The organism is Streptomyces sp. NPDC028298 (assembly GCF_055565895.1).
In genome coordinates this window covers 1002525-1014246 of the sequence record NZ_JBVHTL010000002.1, presented here as the reverse complement: position 1 = coordinate 1014246, position 11722 = coordinate 1002525, and the positions used below count along the sequence as shown (strand labels likewise).

At 72.7% G+C, this 11722-nt stretch carries 9 protein-coding genes and 1 tRNA gene; 6 read left to right on the top strand and 4 right to left on the bottom strand.

Features of this window, described 5'->3' with window-relative positions:
* Positions 1-96: 96 nt before the first annotated feature.
* Both ACZ4TO_RS12985 and ACZ4TO_RS12980 read right to left on the bottom strand, forming a co-directional pair.
* Positions 97-471, bottom strand: a complete 375-nt coding sequence (locus tag ACZ4TO_RS12985; protein WP_382782508.1) for a VOC family protein — start codon at positions 469-471, stop codon at positions 97-99.
* 140 nt (positions 472-611) lie between these two features.
* A complete protein-coding gene (locus tag ACZ4TO_RS12980; protein ID WP_382782504.1) occupies positions 612-1082 on the bottom strand; it encodes a VOC family protein in 471 nt (156 codons plus the stop codon).
* 258 nt (positions 1083-1340) lie between these two features.
* Between ACZ4TO_RS12980 and ACZ4TO_RS12975 the strand changes: the two genes are divergently transcribed.
* Entirely contained in the window at positions 1341-1700 is a 360-nt protein-coding gene (locus ACZ4TO_RS12975; RefSeq protein ID WP_468024169.1) for a DUF1330 domain-containing protein, read from the top strand.
* 298 nt (positions 1701-1998) lie between these two features.
* Here the strand turns inward: ACZ4TO_RS12975 and ACZ4TO_RS12970 are convergent, their stop codons facing one another.
* Positions 1999-2172 carry a hypothetical protein gene (locus tag ACZ4TO_RS12970; protein ID WP_382782498.1) on the bottom strand — a complete coding sequence of 58 codons (174 nt, stop codon included), beginning with the start codon at positions 2170-2172 and terminating at the stop codon, positions 1999-2001.
* A 103-nt stretch (positions 2173-2275) separates the two neighbouring features.
* On the opposite strand from ACZ4TO_RS12970, the gene ACZ4TO_RS12965 reads away from it, so the two are divergent.
* Together ACZ4TO_RS12965 and ACZ4TO_RS12960 are read left to right on the top strand one after the other, a co-directional pair.
* Positions 2276-3760: an APC family permease gene (locus ACZ4TO_RS12965; protein ID WP_468024168.1), complete on the top strand. Its 1485-nt coding sequence runs from the start codon at positions 2276-2278 to the stop codon at positions 3758-3760.
* A tRNA-Ser gene (locus ACZ4TO_RS12960) sits at positions 3746-3886 on the top strand. The genes ACZ4TO_RS12965 and ACZ4TO_RS12960 overlap by 15 nt, the downstream gene beginning before the upstream one ends.
* Positions 3887-4056: 170 nt before the next feature.
* Here ACZ4TO_RS12960 and ACZ4TO_RS12955 read toward each other — a convergent pair.
* Positions 4057-4818, bottom strand: coding sequence for a hypothetical protein (locus tag ACZ4TO_RS12955; protein WP_468024167.1), 762 nt, complete (start codon positions 4816-4818; stop codon positions 4057-4059).
* Positions 4819-5159: 341 nt separating this feature from the next.
* Between ACZ4TO_RS12955 and ACZ4TO_RS12950 the strand changes: the two genes are divergently transcribed.
* The 3 genes from ACZ4TO_RS12950 (at position 5160) to ACZ4TO_RS12940 (ending at position 11634) form a co-directional block, all read left to right on the top strand.
* The gene (locus ACZ4TO_RS12950) at positions 5160-6449 is read left to right on the top strand and encodes a hypothetical protein (protein WP_468024166.1); all 1290 of its coding nucleotides are present in this window, start codon (positions 5160-5162) and stop codon (positions 6447-6449) included.
* 48 nt (positions 6450-6497) lie between these two features.
* Complete coding sequence (locus ACZ4TO_RS12945) at positions 6498-7286, top strand: TIGR03936 family radical SAM-associated protein (RefSeq protein WP_385042275.1); 789 nt, start codon at positions 6498-6500, stop codon at positions 7284-7286.
* Positions 7287-7548: 262 nt separating this feature from the next.
* Positions 7549-11634, top strand: a complete 4086-nt coding sequence (locus ACZ4TO_RS12940) for an Rne/Rng family ribonuclease (protein ID WP_468024165.1) — start codon at positions 7549-7551, stop codon at positions 11632-11634.
* Positions 11635-11722: the final 88 nt, after the last annotated feature.

The following is an 11722-nucleotide window of genomic DNA, read 5'->3' as shown; positions in this document are numbered from 1 at the left end:
ACAATCCGGCCTACTGCAGGCGCACTACTCCGGTCCGCCGGACCGCTGCCGGAGAAGGACCTTCGACCCTGGTGGCGAGGCGCGGCACGGGCGGCGTCAGCCGGCCGGGATCGGCTGGGTGAGGTTCACCGGGTTGCCGTCGGGGTCCTTGATGTGGGCGACGCGCTGCCCCCACGGCATGTCGTTGGGACCGCCGCTGACCGAGCCGCCCAGCGCCGTCACCCGGCCGAGCGTCTCGTCGACGTCGTCGACACCGATGCTGAGCAGGATCCGCGGTGCCGCTCCCGCGTCGGTCTCCGCGCTCTCCTTGGTCACCAGCCCGAGGTCGGTGTCGCCGATACGCAGGCCGAGGTAGAAGGCCGGGCCCTCTTCCGGTACCCGGAAGATCTGCTCGGCGCCGAACAGCTTCGTGTAGAAGGCGACCAGCACGTCCTGGTCGGCAGTGATGATCACAGGCTGGATGGTGGACATGGCACTCCTGTAGGGACGGTCGTGTTACGGGTCGGCGCGCCAGGCCACCCGGCCGCCGGCCCAAGAGGCCCCAGTGCGGTGGGGCTTCTGGGCCGACGGCCGGGCGTCACGACGACGGCGTACGTGGGGAACGCGGTGGGTCAGGCCGGGGTGTCGGCTTCCTGCGCGGAGGCCGCGAACGCCTCGGGGCCCTGCTCGGCCGCCGCCGGATCCATCCACATGACCTGCCAGCCGTGGCCGTCGAGGTCGTAGAAGCTGCGTGAGTACATGAAGCCGTAGTCCTCGGCCCCGTCCACCTCGGTGCCGCCCGCAGCGAGCGCGGCGGCACTGACCGCGTCGACCTCGTCGCGGGACGCGGCGCTGAAGCAGTACAGCGCCAGCGTGTGCGTCGTGGGATCGGCCATCGGCAGCTTCGCGAACTCCGCGAACTTCTCGCGGGTGAGCAGCATGACGAAGGCGTCCTCGCCGACCAGCATGCAGGCGGCGGTGTCGTCGGTGAACTTCGGGTTGAAGGCGAACCCGAGCTTGGCGAAGAACGCCTTGCTGCGCTCGAGGTCGGTCACGGGGATGTTGAGGAACAGCATGCGGCCGGGGTGTGCGGGAGTCGTCATGGTGGCTCTCCAGTCGGTGGCTCGATGGCGTACGTCTTGGTAGACCGGGCCGGCCGACGGAACTCATCGGTGGCGGCGGTGCCTACCTCCGAGGTAATCGCGGCGCCCGACCGCCCTGGCTACGTTTGCGGCGTCGTACCGGAACGCGCGACAACGAATCCCCTACCGGGACGACTGTCCTACCGGGATCGACCGTCCTGCCTGGACGACTGTCCTGCCCGGACGACCGTCCCGCCGCAACGAACGAAGGAGCCGGACATGCCCGCCTACGGGTTCGCGCATCTGCGCGACCGCCGTCATCACCCGGACATCCTCGAGTACCTCAGGAGGATCCAGGGCACCCTCGACCCGTTCCACGGCCGCTTCCTGATCCACGGTCCGCCGACGGCGGTCGTGGAGGGCGACTGGCCGGGGACCATGGTCCTGATCGAGTTCCCCGGCCTGGCCGAGGCCCGCGCCTGGTACGAGTCCCCCGGATATCAGGAGATCCTCAGGCTGCGCGCCGACCACATCGACGGGGACCTCGTCCTGGTCGAGGGCGTCGGCCCCGGGTACGACCCGCTTGAACGCGCGGAGAAGCTCCAGGCGGAGATGTCCAGGGACGGGAAGCCCGCCTGATCCGCAGCCGCGCCGACGTCCCTGATCCGCCGCCGCGCGGGCGTCCTCGACCACGCCCCGAACCGACGGCAGGGGCCGCTCGACCGGTTCGCTCGACCGGTTCGCTCGACCGGTTCGGTCGACCGGCTCGTACGGCCCCTGACCTGGGCCGGTTCGAGGGCCTAATGGCTGAACTCGTCATGTCGCTTCATCGGAGGGCGACGCTCGGACCGTAGATTCTCCGACTGGCCACCCCGGGCCTCATGGACAGGGAGTTGGAGTGAGGGCCACTTCCACGCCGGGTCCGTGCCGGGTCCTGTCACGGCTTGAAGGAGTCCTTGGCCCGCTCCTTCGTACCGCGCAGCCTGCCCCGTGTCTCCAGAGCGGCGCCTTTCGCCGCGAGGGTTTCCTTGTGCATCGCGTGGGCCGCCTTCCGCACGGTCTTTCCCACGACCTGTTCGGCCTTCGCCCTGGCCCGTTCTCCGGCACTCATGGCAGCACCTCCGCGGCATCTCACCACCGGGTTCCCCGGTGACCGAGCGGAAACACCGATCCGGCGGGTACGCCCCCGCCGCGCACCGAAGGCGGGTACCGACGTGGTGGAAGCAGCTTCGCCGAGTTCGGAGGAAACCGAGGACTCCGCTGTCCTCGGGGGTTATCGGCCGGAGCTGAAGCGGACGCTCGGATCCTTTCAGGTGTTCGCGATCTCGTTCGCGTTCATCTCGGTGGCGGTCGGCATCTTCTCCACCTACGACGACGTGCTCCAGCACGCGGGCCCGGTCGGGATCTGGCTGTGGGTCGTCGCGACGGTGGGACAGGTGCTGGTCGCGCTGGTGGTGGCGCAGCTCGCCGGGCGCATCGCGCTCAGCGGCTCGTCGTACCAGTGGGCCTCGCGGCTGGCCAACCCCAGGGTCGGGTGGGGATTCGGCTGGCTGACCTTCTGCTATCTGGCGATCGCGGTGGCGGCGATCGCCAACGCGCTCGCGAGCCAGGCGCTCATGCCCCTCGTCGGCATGGACCCGGACGAGGGCACCGCCCGTGTGATCACGCTGGTGATCCTGCTGATCCAGACCGTGATCGTGGTGGCGTCCACCCGCATCGTCAGCCTGATCAACTCGGCCGCGGTCGGGCTGGAGCTGACGTTGGTCGTGGTCGTGGCGCTCGTACTCGCCATCGTCGTCGCGGTCACTGGCCGAGGCTCCCTCGGCAACCTCACCTCACGCGGTGTCACCGAGCACGCCCCGCACTACTTCGATCTCGGCGGCGGGCTGATGATCGCGATGATCATGGGCCTCGCGACGCTCGTGGGCTTCGACTCCGCCGCGAACCTCGCCGAGGAGGCGAAGGATCCGTTCCGCAGCGTCCCGCGCGCGATCGTGGCGTCGGTCGTCGCCGCCGGTGTGCTCGGGATGGCGTTCCTGATCTGTCTCACGGTGGCGATCGAGGACATCCCGGGGGTCACCGCGAGTGAGTCACCGGTCGCGGTGATCATGCGTGACCGGTTGGGGCCGGGGATGGAGAAGGTGCTGCTGGCGGCGATCGCGGTCGCGTTCTTCGGCGCCGGGACGGTGGTGATGGCCTCGTGCTCGCGGATCGTCTTCGCGATGGCGCGTGACGGGCGGTTCCCCGCCCACCAGGTGATGCGCCGCGTCAACCCGCGCACCCGTACGCCGATCCCCGCGACCGTCCTGATCCTGGTCGTCGGGGTCGCCCTGATGGTCGCGCTGCCGGGCGACGCGCTGATCCAGCTCATCACCGCGAGCACGATCATTCCGGCGCTCGTCTACGGCGCCACGATCGTCCTGTATCTCTCGGTGCGCCGCCGGCTGGACCGCAACAAGGGTGCCTTCGACCTGGGGCGGTTCGAGCTGCCGGTCGCGATCTGCGCCCTGGTCTGGACGGTGGCGTCCCTGGTCATGCTGATCTCGCCGTCCGAGGCGCTGGTTCCCTCGCTGATCGTCGTGGGCCTGATCGTGGTGGGCGGGCTGTTCTTCGCCGGCCTGCTGATGTTCAACCGCGAGGCGCTGGACACCGAGCCCGGAATGCCGGACCGCTCGTCGTCGAGCGCCGACGTGGTGTAGCGCCGCCCGCCATATTCGTATGCCCGGACCGTCGGCCGACGTTACTGTTGACGTCGTTCAGGTGCGCAGGTTGCGGCTACTTCTCCTGCAAAGAGAGCGACGCGGGTTCGAATCCCGCCGCCGGCCCCGGCCGGTGTCGTCCAGCGGCCCAGGACGCTACGTCGCCGCCACCGACTCCGATCTCTGAACGCTCGGACCGAGCCGCCCGCCCCGGGACCTCCGGGTGGGCGGCTTCGTCGTGCGGGCCGGACGTTCCGGGGACCCTTGGAGTCCTCGGGCACGCCTCCGCGGGCCGGTCATACGCCGCCGTTGAGGGCGTCGGGCACCGGCTGGCGGGAGACCAGGATCCAGGGCTTGGGGCGGCCCGAGCGGTCGGCGCAGTTCAGCGTCGCGGGGTGCGTGGTGGTGAACGCGACGCAGGCCGCTTCCCAGATCTGGCCGGTGGTGGTGATGACGTCGAACTTGACGCGCCTCACCGTGGTGGACCGGTTGTGCGCGTTGACGGTGACGTCGCAGGGCAGGCCGGCCGCGCCGCCCGCGGGATAGTCGGGACGGGCGGTGAGGTCGGTCCACAGGAAGGTCTGCTTCTCGCCGGTCCGCTGGTCGCGGATGCCCGCGTACGTCCGTCCGCCGGTCAGCGCGAGGCGGATCTCGAAGTCCTCCGCCTCCTGCGCGGCGTCGATCCCGACGCAGGGGCCGGTCGGACCCGTCGGGCCGGCCTCGCCCCGGGGGCCGGTGGCTCCGGTGGCCCCGGTCTCTCCGCGTGGACCCTGGGGACCGGCGGGGCCGGGCGCGCCTCTCGGGCCCCGGGGGCCTCGGCACCCCCTCCCGTTCTCGGGGTGTCCGCTCGCCGGGGCCCGGTCGTCCAGGTCGCGCGGTCTGCATCCGCCGTCCGGGGCCGCGGCCGTACGGTCGGACGCGGTCAGGTCCGCCGGTGTCGCGGGGCCCACCACTCCCGACGCCATCACCAGCGCCAGCGAGGCGACCACACCCGCCTTCTTGAACCGGCGGCGGGCCGGAGGGCCCAGCAGGTGCGCGGTCCGGGACTCAGGATTCATAAGGGGGTGCTCCTCGCCGATCGGTGGATTTCCCTGAAGCCGATCGCGAGCTTGACCGTGGACGCCGGTGGGACCGGCGCATTCCATGGAAACGCGCCCTACACATCATCAGATCAGCCCAATTAGGGGCCACCTGATGGATCTTGCTCAACTGTCGTCCGGTAGTTCGGGGTTGGACTTACTGCGGCCGATCGGGTGCCGTGAACCGGGCTCGGCTCCCGGCGGTCCGGCGCCGTCGGGAGAGAGCGAGAGGTAGCCGCCGGAAGGCGGCGCGGCCGGGGCGTGCCACGGAGGTGCGGACTTGTCGCATCCATTGTGGTGACCGCTGCGTCTAGGCAGGTATGGATCTGGAAAAACCGTCCGCCGCGCAGCCCGGCCCGCCGTCCGCCGCGCAGGCCGTCGCCCGGCACGGTGAGCAGGCCGTCGCCCGGCCCGGCACGCAGGCCGAGGGGTGTCTCGTCGTCGCGATCCGCCTCCCGGTGCGGATCGTCGTGCTCGTCCTCGTCGTGCCGGTACGGATGGTGTGGGACGCGCTCGTCGTCGCCGGAAGGTTTCTTCGGGACACGCTGCTCCGGCCGCTGGGGCGTGCTCTCGGGCTGGCCCTCGGATGGGTGGCGCGGGCCCTTTTCGTGTGGCCCTGGGTGGCGCTGTGGCGTCACGTCCTCCGCCCCGTCGGCGGAGCACTGGCCCGGCTCGGGCACGTGCTGCTGGTCGTACCGGCGGTCTGGCTGTACCGCGCGGTCCTGACGCCGGTCGGGCACGCCCTCGCCTGGACGGCCCGGAGGACCGGTGCCCTGCTCGCCCTGGTGTTCAGGGCGGCCCTGGCCGCGTTCATGTGGTCCGTCGGGGGCGTCCTGACCGCGCTCGATCGGGTCCTCGGCGCTGTCGAGGCCGTGTGCGGCTGGGTGTACGCGCGGCTGCTCACGCCGGTCGGACGGGCCGTCGCCCGGTTGCTCAAGGGCGTCGGTATGGTCCTCGCGGCCGTCGCGTACGGGGTGTACGCCGTGGTCGCCTGGCTGGTGCGGTACCTGCTGGTGGTCCCCGCCCTGTGGCTGTACACCTGGGTCCTCACCCCCGTCGGCAGGGCGATCGTCTTCCTCGCCGAGGGGTTCGTGCGGATCGTACGGACGGTCCTCCTGTGCATCGGCGCCGCGCTGTACTGGACCGCCCGCGTCCTGCTCGTCCTTCCCGCTCTCGCCCTGTGGCGCTGGGTCCTGGTCCCCGTGGGGCGGGCCCTCGCCGTCGTGGCCCGGGAGGTCGGAGAGGCCCTCGGGCACGCGTGGCGGATCGCCGGGTACGTCTCGCGCGCCGTCGGACGGTTCCTCGCGCGACTTTTCCGCTGGACCTTCGTGGAGCCGGTCCGCTGGGTGTACCGGACCGTGCTGACACCGGTCGGGCACGCCGTGCGCGATCTGGTGCTGAGGCCCGCCGCCGAGGTGGCGCGCGGGATCCGGCGGACGGCGCGGCAGGCGCTGGAATCCGCCCGGGACAGCGCCCGGCAGGCCCGCGCCGACTTCCGGCGGATGCTCTTCGGGACGCCCCCGGAACCACAGCCGGTCGCCCGGCGGGAACCGGCGGGCGGTGAGACACGTACTCTTGGTAGCAGTACGACCGCACTCATGAAGGACTGAGCGACACTGGGCAAGCGACAGCCCGAAGGCCCGCCGCCCGCACCCGCGGTGCAGCGCATCCGACTGCGCTACACCAAGCGCGGCCGCCTCCGGTTCACCAGCCACCGTGACTTCCAGCGCGCCTTCGAGCGTGCCCTGCGCCGTGCCGCCGTACCCATGGCGTACTCGGCAGGGTTCACGCCGCATCCGAAGGTGTCGTACGCCAATGCCGCACCCACCGGCACGGGCAGCGAGGCGGAGTACTTGGAGATCGCGCTCACCGACCGGCGCGACCCCGAGAAGCTGCGCGAGCTCCTCGACGAGTCGATGCCCCAGGGGCTCGACATCACCGAGGCGGTCGAGGCCCGCGTCTCGGGTCTCGCCGACCGGCTCACCGCCTCCGTGTGGGAGATGCGCCTCGACGGCGTGGACCCGGCGGAAGCGGAGCGCGCGGTGGAGGCCTTCAACGCGGCCGAGACCGTGGAGGTCAGCCGCAAGACCAAGAACGGCATGCGGACGTTCGACGCCCGCAGTGCCGTGGCGAGCCTGGGGACGACCCTCGAGACGCACAGTCCACAGGCTGATAGGCCGACCGACCAGCCCTGTGCGATACTGCGGCTGGTTGTTCGGCACGTGACGCCTGCCGTTCGACCCGACGACGTCCTGTCCGGTCTTCGCGCCGTGGCCGACCTGGCGCCGCCGGTCGCCGCTGCGGTGACCAGGCTGGCGCAGGGGCTGTTCGATGAAGAGACCGGCACGGTGACCGACCCGCTCGCGCCCGACCGCGAGGCAGTCGCAGCCGCCCCAGCCGATCGCACAGGGGCCGCCGAAGCTGCCGCCGCGAAGGCGTCGGCGTAAGGAAGGTCCCGCGTAAGGACCGTTGTCGTAGCGCAGCCCTCGTATCCGGGAGCCACCTGGGTCGGGCGGCGCACCGACCTTAAGACTTTCGCCAGGCCGTACGCACACATGGCGTACGGAACCGGCGAGACAGGACACAGAGAGCTCCCGTGCGGCGCCCGCGCCCCGGACGGCGGCACCGCGCAACGCGCGAGCCGCGGACGTCACCGGCATTCGCCGGACCAGGCGCGGCGCCCGGGAGCCTGACGGGAGATCCACCCGCATGCTCGAGCCGACCGAACCCACCGAGGGTTCCGAAAACAACAACACCCCCAGCGACACCCTGCCGCCGCGGCGCCGCCGCCGCGCAGCGTCGCGCCCCGCCGGTCCGCCGGTCGCCGCCTCCGAGGCCGCGGCCGAGACCACCGCGCCGGCCATACCGGCCGTGGCGTCCGCCGACCTCGTGGCGGGGGAGACCCCCGCCGGGTCCGTGACCTCCGCCGATGTCGAGGCCGAGGAGACGGACGAGACCGAGGAGGCCGCTGAGGCGGCCGCGGTCGAGGAGACTCCGGAAGCCCCCGTCGAGGCCCCCGCCGGGACCGAGGACGCCGCTCCGCGTCGCACGACCCGCCGTCGCGCCACCCGCCGTGCCTCCGCACCCGCCGGTGCGCCCGCCGCGGCCCAGACCGCGCAGGCCGAGCCCGCGCAGGCCGAGACCGTCGAGCCCGCCGCCGTCGCCGAGCCCGAGAGCCGGCCCGTCGAGGAGACCCCGGCCGCGGCCGAGGAGAGCGCGCCCGCCGGCCGTACGCGCCGCCGCGCCACCCGCCGCGCCTCCGCACCCGCCGGTGCGCCCGCCGCGGCCGAGACCGCCGAGGTCGCCACGAGTGCCGCGGAGCCGGTGGCCGCCCCCGCCGAGGCCGAGCCCGAGGCACCCGCCGCCGAGCCCGTCGCCGAGGAAGCCGCCCCGCGTCGCACGACCCGCCGTCGCGCCACCCGCAGGGCCACCGCGCCCGCCGGTGCGCCCGAGGGCGACACCGCCGACGAGCGTGTGGAGGCGCCCGTGAGCAGCGAGAGCAAGCCCGAGGAGCCGGCGCGGACGGAGGCCGTCGAGGCCGAGGCCGCGCAGACCGAGGCACCGGAAGCCCGGCAGGCCGAGGCCGCGCAGACGGAGGAGGGCGGCCCGCGCCGCGCCCGTCGCCGCGCCACCCGCAAGGCCGCCGTCGGTTTCTCCGCGCCCGCCCAGAAGGACACCGAGGAGTCCTCGGGGCGCCCCGCCCGTCCCGCCGTCGCCGTGTTCCAGGCGCCGGTGTTCACCGAGCCGATGTTCCAGACGCCCGAGCGCGCCGCCGCCGCGGCCGCCGCGGAGGCGGCCGAGGCCGCTGAGGCCCCCGAGCCCGTCGAGACCGCGCAGGAGCAGCCGGCCGGCCGCAGGCGCCGTCGTCGCCGTGGCTTCGAGGACGAGCCGCAGGCCGTGACCGAGGAGCCGCAGGCGTCCGTCGAGGAGGCCGAGTCCGCCGAGGACGCGGAATCCGCCGAGGACGCCGAGGACGTGGAGGACGCCGTCGAGGGTGACGAGGGCGAGGAGGAGTCCGCGGGCTCCCGCCGCCGTCGTCGTCGCGGTGGCCGTCGCCGTCGCCGCGGCGAGTCCGCCGAGTCGGACGCGGACAGCGAGGCCGGCGAGGACGACATCGCCGCCGAGCAGGCCGCGCAGGACGCCGAGGACGCCGCGGAGCAGGCCGAGGAGGACGCCGAGGAGGCGGAGGAGCGCGAGGAGTCGGGCGGCTCCAGCAGCAGCCGTCGCCGTCGTCGCCGTCGCCGTCGCGCCGGTGACTCCGGCGGCGAGGCCGAGCAGCCCGGCGAGAACGACCCCGAGCGCACCGTCGTCAAGGTCCGCGAGCCGCGCGGCAGGCGCGAGGAGGCGCCCTCGGACGAGGTGCAGTCCATCAAGGGCTCGACGCGCCTGGAGGCGAAGAAGCAGCGCCGCCGCGAGGGCCGCGAGCAGGGCCGCCGCCGCGTCCCGATCATCACCGAGGCCGAGTTCCTGGCCCGCCGCGAGGCCGTCGAGCGCGTGATGGTCGTCCGCCAGAGCGGCGAGCGCACCCAGATCGGCGTCCTCGAGGACAACGTGCTCGTCGAGCACTACGTCAACAAGGAGCAGGCGACCTCGTACGTCGGCAACGTCTACCTGGGCAAGGTCCAGAACGTGCTGCCGTCGATGGAGGCAGCCTTCATCGACATCGGCAAGGGCCGCAACGCGGTGCTCTACGCCGGTGAGGTCAACTTCGAGGCGCTCGGCATGGCCAACGGGCCGCGCCGCATCGAGTCCGCCCTCAAGTCCGGCCAGTCGGTCCTCGTGCAGGTCACCAAGGACCCGATCGGCCACAAGGGTGCCCGTCTGACCAGCCAGGTCTCCCTCCCGGGCCGCTACCTGGTGTACGTGCCCGAGGGCTCGATGACCGGCATCAGCCGCAAGCTGCCCGACACCGAGCGCGCGCGTCTGAAGACCATCCTCAAGAAGATCGTCCCCGAGGACGCGGGCGTCATCGTGCGCACCGCCGCCGAGGGCGCGAGCGAGGACGAGCTGCGCCGTGACGTCGAGCGTCTGCAGGCGCAGTGGGAGGACATCCAGAAGAAGGCGAAGAGCGGCAACGCCCCGACGCTGCTCTACGGCGAGCCGGACATGACCGTCCGTGTCGTCCGCGACATCTTCAACGAGGACTTCTCCAAGGTCATCGTCAGCGGCGACGAGGCGTGGGAGACCATCCACGGCTACGTCTCGCACGTGGCGCCCGACCTGACCGACCGGCTGTCGAAGTGGACCTCCGAGGTCGACGTCTTCGCGACGTACCGGATCGACGAGCAGCTCATGAAGGCGCTGGACCGCAAGGTCTGGCTGCCCAGCGGCGGCTCGCTGGTGATCGACAAGACCGAGGCCATGATCGTGGTCGACGTCAACACCGGAAAGTTCACCGGCCAGGGCGGCAACCTCGAGGAGACCGTCACCAGGAACAACCTGGAGGCGGCCGAGGAGATCGTGCGTCAGCTCCGGCTGCGCGACCTGGGCGGCATCGTCGTCATCGACTTCATCGACATGGTCCTGGAGTCCAACCGCGACCTGGTGCTGCGGCGCCTGCTCGAATGCCTGGGCCGCGACCGTACGAAGCACCAGGTGGCCGAGGTGACCTCGCTGGGCCTCGTGCAGATGACCCGCAAGCGGGTCGGCCAGGGTCTGCTGGAGTCCTTCTCCGAGACCTGTGTCCACTGCAACGGCCGCGGTGTCATCGTGCACATGGAGCAGCCGACGTCCATCGGCGGTGGCGGCAAGCGCAAGAAGCGCGGCCGCGGCGGTGCCGAGCAGACCCACGAGCACGACCACGACCACGAGCTCACCCACGAGACGGCCGAGGAGCCCGAGGCCGAGACGGAGGCCGAGGTGGCCGCCGAGGTCGCCGCGCCGGTCGCCGTGGCCGACACCGAGTTCCAGCCGGACGAGGAGTTCTACGGCAGCGCCGCCGAGGCGGAGGCCGCGGTCACCCGTGGCCGTTCGCGTCGCCGTGCCTCCCGCCGCGCGTCCGCTCCGGCCGGTGCGCCGCGCACCGAGGAGCGCGCTCCCCGCACGAGGCGTGAGGAGCGGGCCGAGCGTGCCGCCGCGCGGTCCCGTGAGGCCGCCGAGGCCGAGCCGTTCGCGGCGGAGGACCCGGTCGTCGAGGCGCCCGCCGCAGAGCAGCCGGTCGCCGAGGCTCCGGCCGAGACCGTCGAGACCGTCGAGGCCCCCGTGGCGGAGGCCGAGGCCGCTCCCCAGGGCCGTACGCGCCGTCGTGCGACCCGCAAGGTGTCGGCGCCGGCCGGTTCGCCCAAGTCGGCCGAGGAGGCCGTCGTGACGGTCACGGAGCCGGTCGCCGCGCCCGTCGCCGAGGCCCCCGCGCAGAGTGCCGACGAGACGGAGACGGCGCCCGAGCCGGTGGCCGAGGCCCCCGCCGCGAGCGCCGCGCCGGCCCGTCCGCGCCGTCGTGCCGTGCGCAAGGCCACCGCGCCCACCGCGTCCGAGGAGGCGGCCGTCGTGGTCGTCCCGTCGGCCGCCGCGGAGCCGGTCGCCGAGCCCGGGTCCGAGTCCGCCGGGCCGGAGGCCGCCGAGGCCGACGCCGAGGCGCCGGCCGCCAAGAAGGCCGCGGCCCGCAAGACGGCCAAGAAGGTGACGGCGAAGAAGGCCGCCACCAAGAAGACCGTCGCCGCCAAGAAGACGGCCGCGAAGAAGACCGCGGCCAAGAAGGCGACCACGAAGAAGACGGCCGCCAAGTCCACGGCGAAGAAGACCGCGGCGGCCGAGCAGACGCTCTCCACCGTCACGGCCTCCACCGACGAGAGCTGAGGCTCCCGCACGATCCCCGGCCCGCTCGACACGCGGGCCGGGGATCGCGCGTGACCGGTGGCACACTCGCGGGGCCCGGCCTGGTTTG

Excerpts from the sequence above, each read along its gene's own strand:
- ACZ4TO_RS12940 (WP_468024165.1), top strand. The coding sequence starts at position 7,549 with ATGCTCGAGCCGACCGAACCCACCGAGGGTTCCGAAAACAACAACACC.
- ACZ4TO_RS12950 (WP_468024166.1), top strand. The coding sequence starts at position 5,160 with ATGGATCTGGAAAAACCGTCCGCCGCGCAGCCCGGCCCGCCGTCCGCC.
- ACZ4TO_RS12970 (WP_382782498.1), bottom strand. The coding sequence starts at position 2,172 with ATGAGTGCCGGAGAACGGGCCAGGGCGAAGGCCGAACAGGTCGTGGGA.
- ACZ4TO_RS12955 (WP_468024167.1), bottom strand. The coding sequence starts at position 4,818 with ATGAATCCTGAGTCCCGGACCGCGCACCTGCTGGGCCCTCCGGCCCGC.
- ACZ4TO_RS12985 (WP_382782508.1), bottom strand. The coding sequence starts at position 471 with ATGTCCACCATCCAGCCTGTGATCATCACTGCCGACCAGGACGTGCTG.
- ACZ4TO_RS12980 (WP_382782504.1), bottom strand. The coding sequence starts at position 1,082 with ATGACGACTCCCGCACACCCCGGCCGCATGCTGTTCCTCAACATCCCC.
- ACZ4TO_RS12975 (WP_468024169.1), top strand. The coding sequence starts at position 1,341 with ATGCCCGCCTACGGGTTCGCGCATCTGCGCGACCGCCGTCATCACCCG.